A 21,270-nucleotide genomic window follows, 5' to 3' on the forward strand; every position below is an offset into this window, starting at 1 on the left:
CACTCAGGAGAGCGGTCCCCTGGAATCAAACAGCCCGGCCCTAACGATGACCTCGCAACCGGTTCCAGAGAGGAGCCCTTGTCGCACCTCGGGCGGCGGCAGCTCGTGGGACATGGTGCTCGCCGCCTCAAAAATCCTCGGGCTTGGGAGCCGCGAAGTCGACGGCGAAGGGATCGAACTTCTCAGCCTTGCGCTTCTTCTTCTCCACCTGGGTGCTCACGTACGGATCGATCTTCACCGGGAGGTTGAACACCTTCGGGTTCTTCTTCGTCTCGTCCCGAGTCTGTCCGAACTGCGCGGCCTTCGTGGAGTCGCTCATATGCCTCGGATTCTAGCGTTCGGCATGTCCGCCGAGGCGCACCGTGGAGCGTGGTGCACCGCGTTGGCCACGCCTCTACCGTGTGCCAGGAAAAGCCACAGGCGCATGGTCTGGAATCCGCCGCTTCCGGGTCACCCGCCTGCTTTGTCCCCTCCGGAACGGAGGCCGGATTCCTCCGGGTGGAACCGCCGTGTTAGGAGTCGGACTACCCCCATTTCCAGGTGATCCACATGCCCTCGACCCCCGAGTGGTTCATCGCCCAGCTCAGAGCGGATATTCAGGCGCTAGGCGCCCAGGGCGGAATCCTCACTCCGTCCGTCTATGACACGGCCCAGGTTCTCCGGGACGCCCCCCCCGAGGATCCCCGGCCCGCCGTCGAGTGGTTGATGCGCCAGCAGCGCCCGGATGGCGGGTGGGGCTCGGAGCTGATGCCGCTGGCGAGGCACGTTCCGACACTCGCGGCCGTGCTGGCGCTGCGCGGCACCAGTGACACCCAGGAGAGCCGCAAGGCCGTGGAGGGCGGCATCGAGTTCTTCCGCCGCACCGCGGAGGCGTGGGCCTTCGACGGCCCGCTCCCGGATGACATCCCCGTGGCCGCCGAGCTCATCCTCCCGCGGCTGCTGGAAGAGGCGGCCGCGGTGGGAATCGAGCTGCCGCAAAAGCCCTTCCTGTCCCTGAGCGCGCTGGGCACCCGGCGGCGGGGGCTGATCGCCCGGATGAAGCACCGGGCCGGCACCGCCCCCATCCACTCCTTCGAGGCCTGGGGCACCGAGCCCGACATGAATGTGCTCGATGGCTCGAAGGGCGTGGGCAACAGCCCGGCGGCGACCGCGCACTGGTTGCGTCTGCGCCGGGCCACCGTGCCGCCCGGCACCCGGGAGCTGCCCGCGGAGGTGCTCGGCGCGGAGGAGTTCCTGCGCGCTGCCGCGGAGGCCACCGGAACGGGCCTGCCGGGCGTGGTGCCCACCGTGTGGCCCATCGTGCACTACGAGCAGTCCTGGAGCCTGTTGGCGCTGTTCTCCACGGGGTTGCTGGATCACCCGGGCCTGCGCGACGTCGTCCGCCCCCAGCTCGAGGGCCTGTACCGGGCGGTGCGCCCGGAGGGCTACGGCATGAGCGAGTTCTTCGTCTGTGACGGAGACATCACCTCCACCTGCCTCGCCATGTTGAAGGAGACCGGCCACGCCGTGGACGGCGGCCTGCTGCAGCGCTACCAGCTCGCGGACGGGCAGTTCATCACCTACGCCCACGAGATGCAGCCCTCGGTGACGACGACCGCCCACGGCGTGATGGCGCTGGCGATCCTCGGCCAGGACGTGTCGCGGCAGGTGCGCTGGCTGGCCGAGAAGCGGGGCGCCGATGGCCTGTGGAGGATGGACAAGTGGCACGCCTCCTGGCTCTACAGCACCTCCCAGGTGATGCTCGCGCTCTGCCGCGCGGGGGCCACCGACGTGGTCCGGCCCGCGGTGGAAGCCCTGCTCCGCTCCCAGCACGCCGAGGGGGGATGGGGCATGGCACGCACGCCCTCGCTCCTGGAGACGGCCTATGCCGTCCATGCCCTGCGCGCCCTGCGCAACCACGGCCTCTTCGGGCCCGAGGTGAAGCGCGCCCTCCAGCGGGCCGCCGGGTGGATGGGGGCCCAGAAGGACGTGGCCCCCGAGCGCCAGGAGATGCTCTGGACGGGCAAGGAGCTCTACCGGCCCTTCCGGTTGGATCGCATCTTCGAGCGCAGCGCCATGCTCGCGCTGGAGCTCGATCGGGACAGCCTGGCGGAGTGAGCCGGAGGGCCCGCTACGACCGCGGGCCTTCCTGCTGCCAGCCGTAACCGGCGACGACGCTGGAGACCTGCTCCGCCACGTTGCGCACCTGGGCGAGCACGTCATCCGAGGCCCGGAGCTGATTCATCGTCTGGTCCATGCCCTTGGACAGATCGTTCACCGCCTCGAAGATCTGCGCGATGCCCACGTCCTGCTGGCTCACCGCGACGGTGATCTGCCGCACCGAGGAGGCATTGTCCCGGACGATGCCGGAGATCTGCTGCACCTGGGTGCTGAAGTCGCGGATCTGCCGCAAGCTCACCTCGACGCGATCCGAGCCCTGATCCATGAGGTTCATGGTGGAGAGGATGGCGTCGCTGATGTCCTGGAGGATGTCGGTGATGTCGCGCGTGGCCTTGATGGACTGATCGGCCAGGGTGCGGATCTCCCGCGCCACCACGCTGAAGCCCTTGCCGGCCTCGCCCGAGCGCACCGCCTCGATGGCGGCGTTGAGCGCGAGCATGTTGGAGCGGTCCGCCAGCCCCTTCACCAGGGTGGTGATGTGGGCGATCTGCCGGGCCCGCTCGTCGAGGGCGCGGATGCTCGTGGACATCTCGCGCACCTGGGAGCCGATCTCCTGCATGCCCGCCATGCCCTGCTGGAGGACGGTGTCACCCGAGATGCTGAGCTGATCCGCCCGCTCGGTCTGCTTGAGGATGGCCTCCGCCTTCTGCGAGGCGAGCACGGAGGTGTGCTTGATCTCCTGGGCGGTGACCTGGGTCTCCTGGAGGGCGGAGGCCTGCTGCGTCAGCACCTCCGTCTGCCGGCCCGTGGACTGCCCGAGCTGCTCCGCCGAGTCGCGCAGGGCCTGGGCGGAGGACGCCAGCGAGTTGGCGAACGACTTGAGCTGCGCGAAGACGCGCGCGGTGGTGGCCGAGAGATCTCCCACCTCGTCGGTGGAGACCCACTCGGGCAGCCGGGGCCTGCCCTGCACCAACCCCTCCAGGGTGCGCTGCACGCTCTGCGTGCCCTCCGTCTGACGCCGGGCCAGGAACCAGGCCGCGAGCGCGGAGCTGATCAGCAGGTAGGCGCCCACCAGGGCCATCGGCATCACCGAGTTCTCGAAGAGCATGCGGATGGTCTGCCGCACCAGCGGGGCCATCTCGGCGGGGCTCGCCGTGTCGAGCCGGCTCATCAGGAACTCATGGGCCTCGTACCCCTGCCGGCCGATGATGGTGGCCAGCGACACCAGCGTACAGCCCACGAAGAGGGCGAAGGCGTAGGGAAGGAACCAGGACTGGCGGGGCCAGAAGAAGCCGTAGGAGCGCGGCATCTGCCCGGGGTTCTTGTAGAACTCCGCGAGCGCGTAGGGCTGGAGGATCTTCTCGTACCAGAAGCGCTCCTGCAGCGTCAGCAGCGCCACCAGCAGCCAGATGGTCCCCATGGCCCACGGAATGGTCCACAGGCTCTTGCCGTGCCGCACGGCGGAGATGCCGACGAAGAGCCCCGAGGCGGCCATCGTGGTGAGCAGCGTGGTCGCGTCGATGATCCCCGGCACCTTGAGGATGCGCATCAGCCGCGAGCCCGGGACATCGCCCGGCAGCTCCCGCAGGGCGTTGCCCACGGTGACGTAGAGGACGGCGTACGGGATGGCCACGCCCATCACGGGGATCAGCACCGGGAGCAGCAACTTCGACACGTCGATCGCCTGCTCCCCGTTGAGCCCGGAGATGAGGATCATGAGGTACACGAGCGGCGGGATGCCGAAGAGCGTGTAGATCTGCTGCGTCATGACCATCCGGCGGACGATCGGGCCGGGTTCGTACGACAGAGAGTTGCTGGAAGCGCTGGCTTGCACGGGCCCAGCATACGAGGCTCCGTACAGTCCGTGAACAGCCCCTGGGCACAGTCCGTACTCCTGGACGGCCGGACCTGTCACGGAGGTGAAACATTCCGACACTCCAAGCGGAACTTTCGAGTCACAGTAGCAGCAAGGACCCAGGCGGGCGCCCTCCTCCCCGGGTCCGGCGCGGGAAGCGTTTGGAAAGCCGACGGTTACGATGGCTCCGCGCCATGCCCATGATTCCTGCCCGCCTGCCGCTCCTGCCGCTGCTCGCCCTCCTCCTCCCCCTGGGAGCCAGTGCCTTTTCGGTGCCGGACCATGAGGCGATGACCCGGGCCTCCGTCGATGCGGCCCTCGCGGCGGGCCACCCCGAGCTCGCGGCCCACCGGGAAGCCATCGTGGAGGGCAGCCGGGCGGAGGACCTGAACCTCCATGTGAAGTGGACCGGCTACCACCACTTCTTCCACCCGGGCACGTCGCTGGACTCCTCCTTCCGCAAGGACTCCGGGGCCCGCGTGCAGGGGCTGTGGGCCGAGGCCGAGGAGGCCGCGAGCAACGGGGACCTGGCCCGGGCCTTCGATCGCGTGGGCCACCTGGTGCACCACATCCAGGACATGGCGGTCCCCATGCACGTGGTGCCGGTGATGCACGGGCTGTCGGATCGCTTCGAGCAGCACGCGGCGAGACAGGCCCTGGTGCACGCGGGGCGGGACATCGAGCCGCTCTCCGGCGTGGAGGCGCAGCTCGCGCTGGCGCGGGAGACGCTGGAGGTGGTGCGCACGGGCGCGCTGCGCGTGCAGGGAGGCACCATCCCCTGGAGCGCGTTCTGGGCCGCGCCGGCCACCCCGGGGCCCGGGGCCTTCGGCGCCTATGGCGTGGTGGGCAATGCCTTCGATTCGAAGGAAGTGCGCTGGCAGGGACGGACGTGGAAGGTGGACCCCGCCGAGTACGACGACTTCGTGGACGCGCGGGTCGAGTCGGCCGTGGCCTACTCCCGCGCCTTCCTCCTCTACGCGGCGCAGCGGCTCACCGCCCTGGCCGAGGCGCGCGAGCTGGCCGCGAAGCCCCGGTGGAAACCCTCTCCCGGGCTCGCCCTGGAGGTGCTGGGAGGTGCCGTCACCACGCTGCGCGGTGCCGCACCGGTGGCCGGGGCCCGCGTCCTCTTCCCCCTGCCCTGGGCCATGGCGCTCTCGGCCAGCTACGCACGGGCCCTGGCCCATCCGCTCGTGGGAGGCGCCGGGGCGAATGCCTGGTCGCTCGCGCTGCTCTCTCCCCCGCTGCTGACGGCGCGGCTCGGCTATTCGCGAGGGCTCGACTTGCGCGCCACGGCGGGTGCGGGCCTGTCCTCCCAGCGAGGCCAGCTCTTCCCGGAGCTGCCGGTGGGCCTGCGGCTCCACACGCTGCTCAGCCGCGGGGTCTCCCTGAGCGCGGAGGCGCAGTACCGCGCGTTCGCGCCCCCCACGGCCCCCTGGGCCCAGGGCGTCACCTTCACCCTGGGTACTGGTTTCACCTGGGGCGACAACTAGACAGGAAGCCGTGGGATACCTGTCCTCTGGACCGGCTTCGTCGTCTATCCTGAATCCCGCATGTCCCACATGATCGATACCCAGAACCTGTTCGACTCCGCTCCGGCTCCGCTCATGGCGCTGGACCGGGAGTTGAAATACGTCGCGGCCAACCAGGCCTACCTGAATGCCACGTCGCTGCGGCGTGAGGAGATCATCGGGCGCAACGTCTTCGAGGTGCTCCCCCAGGGCACTCGCCCCGCGGACCCGGAGGGCCCGCGAATCCTCCGGGAGTCCCTCGAGCGGGTGCTCACCCGGCGCACGGCGGACATCGTCCCGATGGTGGCCTGGCCGATCTCCCGCCCCACCCAGGCGGGGCCGGTGCTCGAGGAGCGCTTCTGGACCTACTCCCACAAGCCCCTCCTCGACGCCGCGGGCAACGTGGCCTTCATCCTCCAGCAGGCCGTGGATGTGACGGACCTGCGCTCCACGGACCTGGCGAAGTGGGCGCGGGAGGACGGGCGGGAGGGCTTCTCCCTGGACCAGCTCGCGCCCCTGCTGGCCCGGATGTCCACGGTGCAGGAGAACAACGAGAAGCTGGAGCACGAGCGCCGTTACCTCCGCCAGTTGCTCGAGACGTTGCCGGGGGTGGTGGCGGTCCTCCGCGGGCCCGACTTCGTCTTCGAGATGGTCAACGAGAACTACCTGCCGTTCGTTGGCTTCCGGAACATCATCGGCATGCCGCTGCTCCAGGTGCGGCCGGAGCTCAAGGAGGACAAGAACAAAGGCGTCTACGGCCTGTTCCAGCGGGTGTTCCACCAGGGCGAGTCGATCAGCATGCGCGCCTTCAAGATCGCCCTCCGCAAGAAGGAGAGCGATCCGCTGCAGGAGCTGTTCCTCGACTTCGACTACCGGCCCATCCGCCTGCCGGGAGGGCCCGTCCTGGCCGTCCTCGTCTATGGCCAGGACGTCACGTCGCGGGTGCTCGCCGAGGCGCAGGTGCGCCACTACCAGGAGCACCTGGAGGAGCTGGTGCGCGAGCGCACCCGCGCGCTCGAGGAGAGCGAGCAGGAGCGCCGCAAGACCGAGGCCCAGCTCCGGCAGTCCCAGAAGATGGAAGCCGTGGGCAAGCTCACCGGCGGCGTGGCGCATGACTTCAACAACCTGCTCCAGGTCATCGCCGGCAACCTCCAGCTCCTGCAGCGCGACGTGGTGGGCAACGAGCGCGCCCTGAACCGCGTCCAGACCGCCGCCCGCGCCGTGGATCGGGGCGCCAAGCTCGCCTCCCAGCTCCTCTCCTTCGCGCGCCGCCAGCCCCTCCAACCGCTCGTCGTCAACGTGAGCAAGCTGGTGCGCGGCATGGATGATCTGCTGCGCCGCACCCTGGGCGAGGAGGTGGAGCTGGAGACCTCCACCTCCAAGGAGCTGTGGAACACGGCCCTGGATCCCAACCAGTTCGAGAACGTCATCATCAACCTGGCCGTCAACGCCCGGGACGCCATGAACGGCACCGGCAAGCTGACGATCGAGGCCGGCAATGCCGTGCTCGACGAGCACTACTGCCGGTTGCACCCCGAGATCCTCCCCGGCCAGTACGTGTTGCTGGCCGTCTCGGACACCGGCGGCGGCATGACGCCCGAGGTGATGGAGCGGGCCTTCGAGCCGTTCTTCACCACCAAGCCCGAGGGCCGCGGCACGGGCCTGGGCCTGAGCATGGTGTACGGCTTCGTCAAGCAGAGTGGCGGCCACATCAAGCTCTACAGCGAGCTGGGGCATGGCACGACCATCAAGCTCTACATGCCTCGCGCGGTGGAGGCCGAGTCGGCGGACGCCCAGGTCGTCACCGGCCCCATCGAAGGGGGCTCGGAGACCATCCTGGTGGTGGAGGACGACGCCGAGGTGCGGACCACCGTGGTGGAGATGGTGAGCGAGCTGGGCTACCGCGTGCTCAAGGCCGTGGACGCGCAGAGCGCGCTGGTGATCCTCGAGAGCGGCGTCCCCGTCGATCTGGTGTTCACGGACGTGGTGATGCCCGGCCCGGTGCGCAGCCCCGAGCTGGCCCGGCAGGCCAAGGCGTTGCACCCGGACATCGAGGTGCTCTTCACCTCGGGTTACACGGAGAACGCCATCGTTCATGGTGGCCGGCTGGACGCGGGGGTGCAGTTGCTGAGCAAGCCCTACAGCCGGGAGGAGCTGGCCCGCAGGCTGCGGCAGTTGCTCAACGGCCGCCAGCAGCGGCTGGCCGTCCGCGGGCCGCCCCGTGCGGCTGCGGCGCCGGCGCCCACGCCCCCCACGCCCCCCACCACCCCCGCGCGCCCGCCCGCGCCCGCCGCGTCCCGCCGGTTGCGCGTGCTGCTGGTGGAGGATGACGAGGACGTGCGCTCCTCGGCGGTCGAGTTGATGGATCTGCTGGGGCACGAGGTCCTGTCGGTCACCAGCGCCGAGGAGGCCCGGGGGGCGATGGCCGCCAGCGGCTTCGATGTGCTGTTCACCGACGTGTCGCTGCCGGGTGCGTCGGGAGTGGATCTGGCGCGAGAGGTGGCGGAGCGGAAGACGGGGATGAAGGTCATCCTCGCCTCGGGCCATGGGAACGTGGCCCTCCCCCGGGGAGAGGCGCCCCTGGAGGGCGTGGTGGTGCTGCCCAAGCCCTACTCGCTGCCGCAGATCCAGGAGGCGCTGGAGCAGGCCGTCGCCCTGCCCTGAGCCGCCGCTTCAGCCCCCCAGGTTCAAGGACTGGGGGGCGCGCTGAGCCTGCTTCCTGGCCAACCCGGCCCAGCGCCCGGCCGGTGTCGTGCGCCAGAGGCTCCCGCGCATCCAACATGTTTTCCGTCGCTGGCGTATACCTGAGTGGCCCCCCTCATCCGTGGGGCCTTGCCGAAGAGCGCCACCGCGACGAGCCCGTCGCGGACGCGGACGGCTCACACCCCAGGAGAACCGCATGCGCGCCACCGCCACCCCGACCCTCTTCACGCTGGAGAGCCAACCCTCGTGGGGTCGCGCGACCCTGCTGGACGACAAGGACGGCAAGCTCGTCCTCGCCTTCGAACACGGGGGGCGGAAAGTCTTCATCAAGTCCCAGGTGAAGGGGCTCCAGGCCGTCGAGCTGAGCGCCGACGAGGCCCGGACCGTGGACACCCGGCTGCGTGGGAAGCACCCGCAGGGCGGCGCGAAGAAGTCCGCCAAGGCCAAGGCCAAGGCGGCGCGCCCGCTCACCGCCGTGTTCCCGTCCTTCGAAGCCCAGGTGCGCTGGTTCGAGACCTTCTTCCCCGGCGGCTTCACGGGGGAGAAGTTCGTCTCCGAGGAGCGGGGAGCCCCCGAGGCCAAGGGCAAGAAGGGGTACAAGACCGCCGCCATCAAGCTCGCCCAGGAGACGCTCTCCCCCGAGCGGCTGGCGAGCGCCACCCCGGAGGAGACCTTCGAGGCCGCCAAGAAGCTGATGGGCTTCACCAACCTCGTCTTCCCCCTGGAGGGCCCCATCCCCTTCACCTCCATGAAGGAGGAGGACCGGGCCGCGTTCGTGACGGCACTGGGCGGGCTGCTGCACGGCGAGGGCGCGCACGGGCCGCGCTTCGAGAAGTTCGCGAGCTCGGTCCGCATCTGGGACGCGGAGGGCCAGGGCCGGAAGGTCACCTGGCCCCTGGCCACGCTGCTGCAGGCGCTCTACGCCCCCGCGCAGCACACCTTCGTGAAGCCCACCGTCTTCGAGCAGCAGGCGCTCGTCCTGAACCTCACGGCGGACAAGCACGCGCCCGTCGCCAGCACCACCTACGAGCGATTCCTGGACGTGGCGCGGAAGACCTCGGAGCGGCTGACGGCCGCGGGGCACCCGCCTCGCGACCTGATGGACGTCTACTCCTTCATCTGGCGCTCTCATAAGGAGCAGCCCGCCGCGTAGTCCCGGGCGTCCTCTCCTGCTTCGCCTCCTCCGGCGATCGGCCCCGCGCGTGGGTCGATCGCCGAACAATCCGGTAAGTTCTTCCGGACGCCGGGCTGTTGTTTTTTCAGTGTCCGCCCCGACGAGGCCGTTCTCGTCGAGCCGGCGACACGCTCGCTGTTCGGCGGCCGACCCTCAACCCCCCAAAATTACAGGGAACGATCTGCCACTGTTCGGCGCCGACCCACGCGCCGAGGAGTGGCATTTCGATTGCTATGGGCCCTGCCGGTCTGGGGGAGGGCGGAGGTGACACAGAGCAACCAGGAGAAACGCGCGTGGACGCGGCCAAACGTATCGTCGCCAGGAACGAAGCGGTGAGTGGGTCTCAATCCCCGAACCCGATGGAGCTCCACTACCGGCTCGTCGTCCAGGGCATGGAAGAAGGAGTGGTCTTCCACGATCAGGACGGCGTCATCCGCGCCACCAACCCGAGCGCGGAGCGCATCCTGCGCATCCCAGCCGATGCGCTGCTGGGCAGGCGCTCCGTGCTCGAGCACTGTGAAGCACTTCAGGAGGATGGCAGCCCGTTCTCGCTGGAGCATTGTCCCGCGCTGGTGTGCCTGCGCACCGGGCAATCCGAGCGCGGATTGATCATCGGGATCCGGCAATCGGGTGGCGAGCTGAGCTGGCTCTCGTTCACCTCCCATCCCCTGGCGAGCGCGGAGGGAAGCCTCGCCGGCGTGGTCACCTCGTTCCGGGACATCACCGAGCTTCGGGACCGCGAGACTCAGAGCACGCGCCGCTATGAGGAGGTCAGCAACAGCGTCCGCCTGCACGATGCGTTTCTCGCGACCGCGGCCCACGAGCTTCGCACGCCCCTGACGGCGCTCCGGCTGCAGGTCCAGAACCTCTTGCACCGCGTCAGCACGGGAGCGGGCCTGGCGGTGGAGGTGCTCACCACGAAGCTGCAGGCCTCCGTCCGGCAGACCGAGCGGCTGAATACACTCATCGATCTGCTGCTGGACGTCTCGCGGATGACCGTGGGGCGTATCGAGCTGAAGCGCACGAGCGTGGACCTGGCGGAGCTCGCCAGGGATCTCCTGGTGCGCAACGCGGACGAGCTCACCGCGGGCGGTATCGAGGTCACGCTGGACGCGGAGCCAGTCACCGGGGAGTGGGATGTGGCGCGGCTCGAGCAGGTGGTGGGCAACCTGCTCTCCAACGCGTTGAAATACGGCAACCGGAAGCCCGTGCACATCAAGGTCCGCCGGGAGGGGGCCTTCGCCGTCCTGGCGGTGACGGACACGGGGCTGGGCGTACCGGCATCTGAGCAGCGGCGCATCTTCGAGCGCTTCGAGCGCGCCCACAGCGGCGGTCCTTCGGGCATGGGGCTCGGGCTGTGGATTGTCCGGGAAATCATCGATGCGCATGGCGGGAGCATCGGGCTCGCCAGCATTCCAAACGAAGGCTCGACCTTCACGGTCCGGCTGCCGCTGGCCTCCACCCCGGAAGCCGTGGTGCCCAAGGAGAAGCCATGAAGACTCAACCCACGGCCCTCCTGGTCGAGGACGACGGCGCCATCCGGGAAGCGTTGACGGAGCTTCTGGAGACGAGCGGCTACCGGGTCAACGCCTTCGCCACCGCCGAGCAGGGAATCGCGAGCCTGCGCGCGGAGAGTGTTTCATTGCTGGTGACGGACTACGTCCTGCCGGGAGAAAGCGGAGGCTGGCTGGTCAGACAGAGCCGCGCCGAAGGACTGCTTCAGGCGACGCTCGTGGTCATGGTCACCGCCCTGCTGCAGCCGCCGGAGGCTCGCGGACGTCCGAGTCCTCCGCAAACCCCTGGACCTCGGACAGCTCCTCCAAGAGGTGAGCTTGCCGTAGCCTGGTGAAGAGTGAGGGGCGGCGGGTTCGATTCCCGCCGCCTCCACGCGTTCGCGGTCCCTTGGTTGACTCGGTCGCACGGCCTCCCTGTAATCCCGCGTGGGGCTCCTCGCGAGCGGAGCTCCTGCCAGGAGGCGCTGGGTGCCAAGAGGGGTGGCTCTGCTGACATGCATGTTGCTCGTGGGGTGTAGCAGCGTTCCCCGGAGCGTTCTCCCTGCCACTGGACAAGCAAGGTACTGCGTCTACATCCCGAGCAGCGGCGTTGCGCAGGCAGAACAAGGTGAAGCATCTGCCGCCGTGCCCGCGCCGGGGGCGAGTTCGCCGACTGCTCCACGTCCCCGTTCCCAACCACCGCTGCGAGGGCTTCCTGGCGGAGGCACAGGCGATGGGGTCCCCCGCGGCATGTTGCGCCCGGTGCCTCAAGGCGGCACGACCGCGGCAGGAGCAGGCACTGCGGGAGGAGAAGCCCTGGTCACGGGCGGCGCGGTCGTCGCGGCCACGGGCAGTGTTCTGCTGCTTTGCCTCACCGTCAAAGCGGTTATGGACGGTGAGCAGACCCCCATCGACATCGCGGACGAGTTCTACGGCACACACTTCGGAGACGTTTCTGGATGGGTTCAAGGCCGGTATCAGCCCCCAAAGGGCTCTGCGACTCCGAGCACCCTCGAAATAGAAATCCTCATTCACCAGGCGCCTGATCGCACTGCGTCAGTAGAGACAAGCGCGCCCACGCCCCAACCCGAGTCAGTGTCTTCTTTCCGCGCTCTTCCCAGTGGACAGCCAGATGCGGAATCCGGCAGAGAAAGCAAAAACAAACGCGGCCGTCTCTATGTGACCTACAGAAAGCTCAACAAGAGAACCAGGCTCTACTACTCAGGGCGCACCAGCATGGTCGTTGATCTTGGCCTGCCTCTTGACCTCCAGGCACAGTTGGCCCTTCGGTACCGAGACAGGAATCATCATGTTGATGAGAACGAAGACCCGAAGGATGTTTCATTTGCTCAAGCACAACTTGATGTGTTCGATATTGGAACCGCCATCGACTACAATCTGCGGTATGATGATCCAGCGTATTGGCGGATTCGCGGAAGAGAGCAGCAGTTGATGGATTCCCATGGAGGCGCCCAGTCCGACACGGGCAAGCCCCATCGAACCGAGAACGTCGTGCGCGCCGTGGCAAAAGACAACCCGCGGGGCAGACGGTTTCACGATGCTGCTACAACTCGCTGGGGCGAGCTTCACCGTTACACAGGATACTAGGATATGCCGCCAAAGCATAAACCAGGTTCATTCTGGAGAATTCCCCTCCCAGACGGCTCCTTCGGCTATGGGAGGGCTCTCGAATTGCATTTCGATGCCTTCTACAATTACAGGACCACCAGTCCAGACTCGGACCTGGACAGGATCGCATCCAAGCCCGTTCTTTTCAGGATTATGGTCAAGTATCCCTACCCGAAGTCATGGGAACTCATTGGGAGGAGAGAGCTCGAGGCGCGCCTGACGCAACCCATTGTCCAATTCAGAATGGAAGTGGGCCCACTCCGGCGCTGTTGGATTTTCGACACCCTCGGCAATTCGAGAGAGGCGTCCCCCCAGGAGTGTATTGGGCTTGAGCCAGCGGCTGTTTGGGAATCCCACGGTGTCGAGGAACGTCTGCTCGATTCCTTCATGGGGCGGCCCAACAACAGTTTGGTGCACATGTGGAAGGAGTTGGAGTAGCAGGCTCAGCCCTTGAGCACGGCGATGGGCGTGAGCCTCAAGACTGGCGACACCAGGTCCGCCTCATCCTCCAAGACCTCCGCGATGTCCCGGTAGGCGGCCGGAGCCTCCTCTACCAGTGCCTCCACCCGGCCCCGGTCGAACACCACCCGGCGCAGCGCCTGCTCCAGCGCCGCCGGGCGGATGCGCGCCCGGGCCTCGCTCCGCGTGAGCACCCGCCCCGCCCCGTGCGAGCAGGAGCGGAAGGCCAGCGGCGCTCCCCTCCCCTCCACCACGTACGAGGCCGTCCCCATCGAGCCGGGGATGAGGCCCCGCTGCCCCGCTTCCAGCCCCACCGAGCCCTTGCGGTGGACGAGCAGCACGCGGCCCAGGTGCGCCTCCTCCTCCACGTAGTTGTGGTGCACGTCCACGCTCGCGCCCGGCTCCGGCTCGCAGCCGAGCGCCTCGGACAACACCTCCACCGCCCGCGCGGCGAGCACGTCACGGTTGGCCCGGGCGAAGCGGCAGGCCCAGTCGATGTCCGCCAGGCACGCGGCCCCCTCGGGCGAGTCGGTGCGCAGGCCCGGCAGCGAGCCCACCCCCTGCGCGGCGGCCACCCGCAGGTGGTGCGAGGCGATGGCGCCCCCAATGCCCCGCGAGCCCGTGTGGATGAGCAGCCACAGGTCTCCCCCGGCATCCCGGTCCAGCTCGAGGAAGTGGTTGCCTCCCCCGAGCGTGGCGAGGTGCCGCGGCGCGAGGCGCTCCCAGTCCTTCTGGAGCCGGTGGGTGGAGAGGCTCGCCGCCTGGAAGCTCCGGTGGCAGGGGCAGGCCCGCGCCCCGGTGCACCGCGTCTCCCACCGGCACCCGGCGCGCCACGGCCGCCAGCAGCCGCTCCAGCTCCGCCCTCCCCAGTGACGCCGCCGGGAAGGCGAACCGGTGGGCGCTGACACCGCACCCGAGGTCTCCTCCCAGCGCCCCCGGCACGACGGTGCGCTCGGTGGCGAAGACGGTGCCCACGGCCACGCCCTGGGCCACGTGGACGTCCGGCATCGCCGCCACGTGCTCCACCACGTACGGCTGGCTGGCGATGTGCTGGAGTTGCTTCACCGCGCCCGGCGGTACCTCGCGCGCCCAGGCGAGAATGGGCAGGGCCCCGGGCGGGCTCTCGAGGACACGAGGCATCATGACGCGTCTCCTTCCCCGTCGGTGGCCAGCAGGCGCGGTGCCACGCCCACGCAGACGAAGCGCAGGTTCGGCACGCGCTTGAGGTTCAGGCCCAGCGCGAGTTGCGAGCGGATGAACCCCGTCGCGCGCTCGAGGGCCTCCTCCACCGGAGCGGGGCCGGACTCCTGGCGCTCGGGCGGAAGGGTGAAGCCGATACGGGCCTGGCGGCCGTCCGGGGACAGCTCGAGCGTCGTCACCGTGACGCCCTCGAGCAGCGGGTCGGACAGCTCACCTCGGAACAGGAGGGACACCTCCTCGAAAATGGAGGACTGCAGGCGCAGGTGACGCGCCGGAAGGGACGCGTCGTGTGGCGACGCGCCGCGGGGACGGCGAGGCTTCGAGCTCATGGAGCGAACGGTTCCCTGGACGCCGCACCCGCACGGGGGCACGGCGCCATCAGTCAGGAAAAGACGAGGCTCCACACCGGTGCCCGAGCACCGGAGCCAGCGGGTCCGTTCAGCGGTGAGACGGAACGCGCCCGGCTACGCGAGCAGCAGCGTGGAGAGACCAGAGACACCGTTTTCGACACGTCCCATGGCACACCTCCCGCCGCGCAAGGAGCATCCGCGCGAACCAGACGCCCAGGATGGGCACCCACACAGCCTGTGTCAATCCCCGAGCGCCGAGCCCCAAGGAAGGATTGCTCCCGGGCAGGGCGGACAGCAGGATGAAGACATGGCTGACAAATTCATCCTCAGTGACGAGGAGTGGAGCAAGCGCCTGACACCCGAGGAGTACCAGGTGCTGCGCCACCATGGCACCGAGCGCCCCGGCAGCGGGTGCTTCCTCGGGACGAAGACGCCCGGCACGTACGTCTGCGCCGGCTGCGGCAACCCGCTCTTCAAGTCCGGCGAGAAATTCGAGTCGGGCACCGGCTGGCCCTCCTTCACCCAGCCCCTCGGGCCGGATGCGGTGACGGAGTACCAGGATCGCTCGTACGGCATGCTGCGCACCGAGGTGCGCTGCGGCCGGTGCGATGGCCACCTGGGACACGTCTTCCCGGATGGTCCGCCGCCCACCGGACTGCGCTACTGCATGAACTCGGTGGCGATGAAGCACGTGCCGGAAGGCCAGCCCCTCCAGCTCGCCACGAAGTGAGGACTACCGGCGCGCGGCGCGCTCGGCCTCGGCCAGGCGCTTCTGCGACAGCTTCAGGTACTGCTCGTCCATGTCGATGCCCACGTAGCGCCGGCCCAGCTTCATCGCCGCCACACCCGTGGTGCCGCTGCCGTTGAAGGGGTCCAGCACCACCGCGTCCTCGGGGGTGCTCGCCTCGATGACGCGCTCGAGCAGCGACACCGGCTTCTGCGTGGGGTGGCTGCCGTGCGCCTTCTCCTCGCGGCGCGGCGCCGTCATCGTCCACACGCGGCCGGACTCGTCCGCGGCCAGCTCCTCGTCCCCCGTGCGCGGCAGCGCCCACACGTCGCGCATCTGCTTGCCGCCGTTGTCCGCCTTCATCTTCGAATAGTTGAAGGTGTGCTGCAGCTTGGCCGCCGGCTTGGGCGAGGCCCAGATGAGCAGCTCGGAGGAGTGCGTGAAGTAGCGGCACGCCAGGTTGGGGCTGGCGTTGGGCTTGTACCAGGTGACGGTGTTCAGCAGCTTGTAGCCGAGCTTCTGCATCGCGAAGCCGACCGAGAAGATGACGTGCTGCGTGCCGCTCACCCAGATGGTGCCGGTGGGCTTGAGCACCCGCTGGCAGGCCTTGAGCCACGCGGTGGTGAAGGCGTGGTCCTCGTCCACCCCGCGCGACACGTCCCAGCCGCCCTTGTTCACCGCGGCGCGCTTGCCGTTCTTGCAGGTGAAGCCGCCGTTGGACAGGAAGTAGGGCGGGTCGGCGAACACCATGTCGAAGGTGCCCGCGTCGAACTGCTCGAGCAGCGCCAGGCTATCGCCCTGGTACAGCCGGTAGGCATCGCTCTTGGCGAAAAGGCTCTCGCGCAGAGAGGGCTGCTGAACAAGCTTCAGGGCAGTGGCTTCCGCGGACATCTCGCCTCCGTCAGGGGTCGTCGTGACGGGCGGCAATGTGCGGGCAACAGCGTGCTACGTCCAAATTTTGGCCTGTAGCACCCTGAAACTTGACGTGGAACGCGGGTGCCAGAAACGCCGCGAGCACGGCGGGAGTGCCTCTCATCGAGGCCTTCCAGCGCCGTGCTCGGCGGGTGCTACGCGGTGAGGCGGAAGAGACTAGGCCTTGGCCTTCTTGGCGGCGGTCTTCTTCGCGGCGGGGGCAGCGCCCTCGGCGGGAGCAGCGGCCGGAGCAGCGCCCTCGGCGGGAGCAGCGGCGGACGTCCCCGCCCCCGTGCCGTACTTCTTGCGGAACTTCTCCACGCGGCCCGCGGTGTCGAGCAGCTTGTACTTGCCGGTGAAGAAGGGGTGGCAGTTCGAGCAGACTTCCACGGTGAACGAGCCACGCGTGGACTTGGTCTCGACGGTGTGACCGCACGCGCAGGTGATACGGGCGGCGGGATAGACCGGGTGCAGATCGGGCTTCATTTGGACAACTCCCTGCGCCTTGCCCCCACACCGGGGTGGGAGGTCTGGCGTTCTAGAGGTAGGCCGGCGCTTATAACGGCGGACCGGCCCTGGCACAAGGCCCGCGACCGGGCCCCGTCCAGACTAATGAGATGCGGAACCCGGGGGTTCGATTCGCTCCACCCGCTTCTTCACCTCGGCATCATCCCGCACGTTGCTGCCCAGTTGGATGTACGAGAGGCGGTGGGTCCGCTCGAGCCCCTGCTTGCCCGATTCCACCTGCAGTGCGAGCGCCTTCCTGCGGGCCTCGAAGCTGGCGATGGTCTCCTCCCAGGTCTTCCGGGTCCGCTCGTCCTTGGCGGCCGCCAGGCTCCGCCGCGCCTGCTGGAGGTTGGCATCGAGGATCCGCAGGTTCTGCTGGGCCCGCTCCGGCTCGGAGAGGTCCACGAAGGGCCCCTTGCCCCCCACGGAGAGCGCCAGGTGGCCGATCTGCCGCCCCCGCTCGCCCGTGGGGACGAGGGTGGCGAAGTCGTTGCGCTGCGCCACGCCCTGGCCCCGGTTGTCGTGCGACTGGAGGATGAAGTCCACGGAGTTGCCCGCCTCCTGGGAGAGCGCGAGGGCATCCGGGTAGGGCATGGCGGCGAGCACCACCACCACGTCCACCTTCTCCTGGGTGCGCAGGCGGCGGGCCTCGGCGATGGCCGCGGGCACCGGAGGCTTGCCCACCACGCCCTGCTGCGCGCCGGCAGGCCCCTCGGGGGAGAGGCCCACCAGCCCGAATTTCACGTCGCCCACCGTCACCACCGTGGAGGCCGGGAAGAGCGGCTTGCCTCCCGCGCCCACCAGGTTGGCGGACAGCAGCTTCAGCTTCTTGCCCTTGGTGGTGCGGACGAGGAAGTCCGTCCCGAGCGTCAGGTCACGCGAGCCCACGGCCATGGCCGTGGTGCCCATCGCGTCCATCAGCTCGAGCAGCAGCGCGGCCCGCTCCTTCTCCTTCGGATCCCCTCCCGGCCTGGAGGATTTGAAGAGCGCATTGCCCGCATCCAGCACCAGCACCGGCCCGCCATTCGCGCGCTCCTGCGAGAAGGCCGTCTTTCGTCTGGCCAGACCGCCAGACGGGTTGTGGCGTCAACCACAGGGGGCGATCTCGCCCCCGTTGTCTCCGGTGAACAGGAGCACCACCTGCTTGGACGCCGCGCCCGACACCAGGGGCGTCAGCAGCAGCGAGAGCACGGCCAGCAGCGTCAGACGCCAGCTCATTTCTTTCCACCCTTCTTGGGATCGGCCTTCTTCGCCTTGTCCAGCTCTGCCAGGCGCGCCTTGGCCGTCTTCGCCGCCTCCGACTTCGGGTAGCCCTTCACGAGCTCCTCGAGCGCCAGCCGCGACTCATCCTGCATCTTCAGCTTCTTGAAGCACTCCGACGAGCGCAGGTACGCATTCGGAGTGGACTCGGCCTTGGGGTACTCCTGCAGCAGCTTGCCGTACTCGTGGAGGGCCTCGCGGCACTTGTCCTCGGTGAAGTACGTCTCCCCCAGGCCGAAGTGGGCCTCGGAGGCCAGCGCGTCCTTGGGCCACTTCTTGAGGAACTCCGAGTAGAGCTGCCGGGCCACGGCCACGTCGCCGCCCTTGGCCTTCTCCTGCGCCAGCGCGAGGAACTCCTTCTTGTCCGTGGGCCGCTTCAGCTCCTCGGCCTTCTTCTTCGCCTCGGCTTCCTTCAGGGCCGCCTCGCCCTTGAGGGCCAGCAGCCGCTTCTCCGTCTCCTCGTTCGTCTTGGTGAGCGCGCCCTCCAGCTCGCCAATCTTGTAGAGGTACGTCTCCACCTGGCCGCGAAGCTGGGCCAGGTCCTCCACCGTCTTCTGGAGCTGGATGCCAATGTCCGCGCCCGAGCGCCGCGAGGCGTTGTCCAGGCTCTGCAGGGCCTTGGAGACCTCGGCGATCTTCGCGTCGATCTTCGGCAGCGTGGCGTCGAGTTGCTCGCGGGTCTGCTTCAGCTCCGCCTGGAGCTGCGCCTGGGTGGAGTCGAGCTTCGCGAGACGGGTCTCCAGGGCACGCCCGCGATCCGCGGGGTAGAAGCAGCCGGAGAGCGCGAGCGGGAGGGCGATCAGGGCAAGCCTTCGCATAGGGGGCGCATCTTACGGTCAAACCCCCGGGCCCGCGCGGGCTTCTTCACGTCCTCGCGGCCCGCCTGCCTGCCCGTCAACGCGCCGGAGGAGGACCGGCGCCCCGCTCCACCCGCTCGATGGCGCGGGCACAGGCCACCTGGAGCCGGGCGTTGTTGAGGAAGAAGGGGGTGGCGCGCGCCCTCCCCTCCTCCAGCGAGCGCAGGGCCCGCCGGTATTCCGCGGCCGCCTCGGCCAGCGCGCCCCGCTGCTCCAGCAACATCCCCATCAGGTAGCGCGCCGCGGACAGGTCTGGATCCAACGCGAGGCAGCGCCGCAGCGACTCCGCCGTCTGGGGGCTCGCCTCGCCGCCCGAGGAGGCCCACTCCAGCACCTTCGCGAAGAGGGCATCCGCCTCCGAGTGCGCGCCCGCATCCCCGGGTTGGACCTCGGTGGAGCCCTCCGGCTTCTGGGGTGCCACCGCCGGAAAGCGGCCCGAGGTCGCGGTCCGCAGCGACGTCGAGGCGCCCACCGCCGGCAACCCGCTGACGCTCGGCGTCCTCGGCAGGGGCTGGCGGGTGCCCACCGCGGGCAGGCCACCGGAGCTCGGCGTCCTCGGGGCCCCGGGCAGCACCGCGTCGACGAAGGCCGTGGCCTCCTGCGCCCGGGCGTAGAAGAAGGCCTGCTCGAAGCGCACGGTGCGCAGGCTCGGCGGGGTGCGCAGCAGCGGCTCGGCGGCCGAGAGCACCAACATCCCCTCCGGCGCCAGCCGCGCGGCCAGCGACGCCACCACCCGCTCGAAGGACTCGGGCGAGAAGTAGATGAGGACGTTGCGGCAGACGATGACGTCGAAGCCCTGCCCCTCCACCGCCGTCGGGTACGGCAGGTCCATCAGGTTGTGGCACTCGAAGCCGGCCCGATCCTTCAGGTGCCCCACCAGCGTGAAGCGGCCCCCGGGAGCCGGCAGGAACCAGCGCTCGCGCGCCCCGGACGGCACCCGCTGGAGCTGCTCCGCGCTGAAGCACAGCTCCCGCGCCCGCGTGATGGCCGTCTCCGAGATGTCCGTGCCCAGCACCGTGCTGGAGGACTCCGCCCCCACCTCGGCGAGCATCACCAGCAGCGTGGCCACCTCCTCGCCCGTGGCGCAGCCGGCGCTCCACAGCCGCAGCGGCCGGCGCATCCTCGCCACCATGGGCCCCAGCACGTGCGCGCGCAGCGCCTCCAGTTGCGACTCGTCCCGGAAGAGCTTCCGTCTTCTGCACGGAGATGGCGTCGATGAGCTCGGCCAGGTCCGCCGCGCCCGCCGGAGACTGCAGGTGCAGCAGGTACTGCGGGCTCAACCCCCCCGGCCGTGCCGTCAGCTTCTCGTCGAGCCGCCGGCACTGCAAATCACTCAACGCCATGCCCGTCCGCCGCGCCACGAAGGCGTGGAAGGGACTGGAGGCCAGCGGGAAGGTGGGAGGGGCCACCGGCGCTCAGCGCCCCGCGGCGAGGGACTCACCCCGGGCGAGCCGCACCAGCGCTCCCGCGATGTCGTCGCCGTGGACGAGGTGATCCACCGCCTTGCGCGCCACCGACGCGCCCGGCATGCCGAACACCACGCACGACTCCTCGTTCTGCGCCAACGTCATTCCGCCCGCCTGCTTGATGGCGAGCATGCCGTCCGCCCCGTCCTCGCCCATGCCGGTGAGGATGAGCCCCAGCGTGCGCCGCCCGTAGGCCTTGGCCGCGCTCTCCAGCAGCACCGTGCCCGAGGGCATGTGCCCGTCCCGCTCCACGCCCTGCCTCAGCGCCACCCGCCCCCGGAAGGGAATGGACATGTGCTGCCCCGGCGGGGCGATCAGCACATTGCCCGGCAGGAGCTGCTCGCCGTCCGTCGCCAGCCGCACCTTGAGCTTCGAGGAGTTGGCCAACCAGCCCGCCAGCGACTCGGAGAAGGCGGCGTTGATGTGCTGGACGATGACGATGGGCGTGGGGAAGTCCGCCGGCAGCTCGGAGAGCATCCGGAAGAGGACCTGCGGGCCTCCCGTGGAGCTGGCCACCGCCAGTACCCCGTAGGGCATGCCCACCACCGGAGCGGGCGTCGTCCCACTGCCCGGCAGCGGCGGCCGGCGCTTGCTGTTGTGGATGTGCCGGATGACGCGCACCGAGGACAGCAGCTTCACCTCGCGCGACAGGTTCCACGCCTCGGTGCCCGCGTCGATGGCCGGTTTGATCTGCAGCGCCAGCGCGCCCAGCTCCAACGCCCGGCACGTCAGCTCCGGCGCCTGCTGCCGCGGATCCGCCGTCAGCATCAGGATGGGAGTGGGCACCTCGGCCATGATGTGCTCCACGGCCGTGAGCCCGTCCATCACGGGCATCTCCACGTCCATGGTGATGACCTGCGGACGCAGCTCCCGCGCGGCCTCGAGCGCCTCCTTGCCGTTGGCGCAAGTCCCGACAACCTCCAGGTCCGGATCCCGGCCCAGAGCTTCGCAAATCAGCTGTCGGCAGATGTGCGAGTCGTCAACGACCAGCACTGACACTTTCTTGCCCATGTGGCTTCCATACCCCGTGCGCGACGCCCCGAGTATACCCAATATGGGCCCCAGTCCCG

At 69.1% G+C, this 21,270-nt stretch carries 19 protein-coding genes and 2 pseudogenes; 9 read left to right on the forward strand and 12 right to left on the reverse strand.

What is annotated here, in order from left to right; translation table 11 throughout:
• Positions 1–127: 127 nt before the first annotated feature.
• On the reverse strand, positions 128–319 hold the full coding sequence (locus ACN28I_RS14960) for a hypothetical protein (protein ID WP_420942708.1): 192 nt from the start codon (positions 317–319) through the stop codon (positions 128–130).
• A gap of 230 nt (positions 320–549) precedes the next feature.
• Between ACN28I_RS14960 and ACN28I_RS14965 the strand changes: the two genes are divergently transcribed.
• Complete coding sequence (locus ACN28I_RS14965; protein ID WP_420942709.1) at positions 550–2,097, forward strand: hypothetical protein; 1,548 nt, start codon at positions 550–552, stop codon at positions 2,095–2,097.
• A 13-nt stretch (positions 2,098–2,110) separates the two neighbouring features.
• On the opposite strand, the gene ACN28I_RS14970 is transcribed toward ACN28I_RS14965, so the two are convergent.
• A complete protein-coding gene (locus tag ACN28I_RS14970) occupies positions 2,111–3,868 on the reverse strand; it encodes a methyl-accepting chemotaxis protein (protein ID WP_420942710.1) in 1,758 nt (585 codons plus the stop codon).
• 281 nt (positions 3,869–4,149) lie between these two features.
• On the opposite strand from ACN28I_RS14970, the gene ACN28I_RS14975 reads away from it, so the two are divergent.
• From ACN28I_RS14975 to ACN28I_RS15005, 7 genes are all read left to right on the forward strand, one after another.
• The gene (locus ACN28I_RS14975) at positions 4,150–5,445 is read left to right on the forward strand and encodes a hypothetical protein (RefSeq protein ID WP_420942711.1); all 1,296 of its coding nucleotides are present in this window, start codon (positions 4,150–4,152) and stop codon (positions 5,443–5,445) included.
• A 60-nt stretch (positions 5,446–5,505) separates the two neighbouring features.
• The gene (locus ACN28I_RS14980; protein ID WP_420942712.1) at positions 5,506–8,127 is read left to right on the forward strand and encodes a response regulator; all 2,622 of its coding nucleotides are present in this window, start codon (positions 5,506–5,508) and stop codon (positions 8,125–8,127) included.
• Between the two features lie 235 nt (positions 8,128–8,362).
• The gene (locus tag ACN28I_RS14985) at positions 8,363–9,319 is read left to right on the forward strand and encodes a hypothetical protein (RefSeq protein WP_420942713.1); all 957 of its coding nucleotides are present in this window, start codon (positions 8,363–8,365) and stop codon (positions 9,317–9,319) included.
• Between the two features lie 314 nt (positions 9,320–9,633).
• Positions 9,634–10,836: an ATP-binding protein gene (locus ACN28I_RS14990; protein ID WP_420942714.1), complete on the forward strand. Its 1,203-nt coding sequence runs from the start codon at positions 9,634–9,636 to the stop codon at positions 10,834–10,836.
• Entirely contained in the window at positions 10,833–11,189 is a 357-nt protein-coding gene (locus ACN28I_RS14995; protein WP_420942715.1) for a response regulator, read from the forward strand. The genes ACN28I_RS14990 and ACN28I_RS14995 overlap by 4 nt, the downstream gene beginning before the upstream one ends.
• A gap of 394 nt (positions 11,190–11,583) precedes the next feature.
• On the forward strand, positions 11,584–12,441 hold the full coding sequence (locus tag ACN28I_RS15000; RefSeq protein WP_420942716.1) for a hypothetical protein: 858 nt from the start codon (positions 11,584–11,586) through the stop codon (positions 12,439–12,441).
• A 3-nt stretch (positions 12,442–12,444) separates the two neighbouring features.
• Entirely contained in the window at positions 12,445–12,900 is a 456-nt protein-coding gene (locus ACN28I_RS15005) for an immunity 26/phosphotriesterase HocA family protein (protein ID WP_420942717.1), read from the forward strand.
• Positions 12,901–12,905: 5 nt separating this feature from the next.
• Here the strand turns inward: ACN28I_RS15005 and ACN28I_RS15010 are convergent, their stop codons facing one another.
• The 3 genes and pseudogenes from ACN28I_RS15010 to ACN28I_RS15020 form a co-directional block, all read right to left on the reverse strand.
• On the reverse strand, positions 12,906–13,829 hold the full coding sequence (locus ACN28I_RS15010) for an RtcB family protein (protein ID WP_420942718.1): 924 nt from the start codon (positions 13,827–13,829) through the stop codon (positions 12,906–12,908).
• A pseudogene (locus ACN28I_RS15015) lies at positions 13,789–14,064 on the reverse strand (RtcB family protein); the annotation flags it as partial. The gene ACN28I_RS15010 and the pseudogene ACN28I_RS15015, both read right to left, overlap by 41 nt.
• Positions 14,061–14,450 carry a ribosome-binding factor A gene (locus ACN28I_RS15020; protein WP_420942719.1) on the reverse strand — a complete coding sequence of 130 codons (390 nt, stop codon included), beginning with the start codon at positions 14,448–14,450 and terminating at the stop codon, positions 14,061–14,063. The gene ACN28I_RS15020 and the pseudogene ACN28I_RS15015, both read right to left, overlap by 4 nt.
• Before the next feature lie 328 nt (positions 14,451–14,778).
• Here ACN28I_RS15020 and msrB point away from each other — a divergent pair, with 328 nt between their 5' ends.
• On the forward strand, positions 14,779–15,201 hold the full coding sequence (gene msrB, locus ACN28I_RS15025; protein WP_420942720.1) for a peptide-methionine (R)-S-oxide reductase MsrB: 423 nt from the start codon (positions 14,779–14,781) through the stop codon (positions 15,199–15,201).
• Between the two features lie 3 nt (positions 15,202–15,204).
• Here msrB and ACN28I_RS15030 read toward each other — a convergent pair whose 3' ends face one another.
• The 7 genes and pseudogenes from ACN28I_RS15030 to cheB form a co-directional block, all read right to left on the reverse strand.
• Positions 15,205–16,089 (reverse strand): DNA-methyltransferase, encoded by an 885-nt coding sequence (locus ACN28I_RS15030; RefSeq protein ID WP_420942721.1) that lies wholly within the window; start codon positions 16,087–16,089, stop codon positions 15,205–15,207.
• 288 nt (positions 16,090–16,377) lie between these two features.
• Positions 16,378–16,596 (reverse strand): annotated as a pseudogene (rpmE, locus tag ACN28I_RS15035) (50S ribosomal protein L31); the annotation flags it as partial.
• Between the two features lie 123 nt (positions 16,597–16,719).
• The gene (locus tag ACN28I_RS15040) at positions 16,720–17,631 is read right to left on the reverse strand and encodes a 5'-nucleotidase (RefSeq protein WP_420942722.1); all 912 of its coding nucleotides are present in this window, start codon (positions 17,629–17,631) and stop codon (positions 16,720–16,722) included.
• A 72-nt stretch (positions 17,632–17,703) separates the two neighbouring features.
• Complete coding sequence (locus tag ACN28I_RS15045; RefSeq protein WP_420942723.1) at positions 17,704–17,835, reverse strand: hypothetical protein; 132 nt, start codon at positions 17,833–17,835, stop codon at positions 17,704–17,706.
• Positions 17,832–18,695 carry a tetratricopeptide repeat protein gene (locus tag ACN28I_RS15050; protein WP_420942724.1) on the reverse strand — a complete coding sequence of 288 codons (864 nt, stop codon included), beginning with the start codon at positions 18,693–18,695 and terminating at the stop codon, positions 17,832–17,834. Before ACN28I_RS15050 ends, ACN28I_RS15045 begins: the two co-directional genes overlap by 4 nt.
• Positions 18,696–18,771: 76 nt before the next feature.
• Positions 18,772–19,878 carry a CheR family methyltransferase gene (locus ACN28I_RS15055; protein ID WP_420942725.1) on the reverse strand — a complete coding sequence of 369 codons (1,107 nt, stop codon included), beginning with the start codon at positions 19,876–19,878 and terminating at the stop codon, positions 18,772–18,774.
• A 271-nt stretch (positions 19,879–20,149) separates the two neighbouring features.
• Positions 20,150–21,211, reverse strand: coding sequence for a chemotaxis-specific protein-glutamate methyltransferase CheB (cheB, locus tag ACN28I_RS15060; protein ID WP_420942726.1), 1,062 nt, complete (start codon positions 21,209–21,211; stop codon positions 20,150–20,152).
• Between the last annotated feature and the right edge of the window lie 59 nt (positions 21,212–21,270).

The sequence above is a fragment of the Archangium gephyra genome (assembly GCF_049060025.1).
Lineage (GTDB): Bacteria > Myxococcota > Myxococcia > Myxococcales > Myxococcaceae > Archangium > Archangium gephyra_A.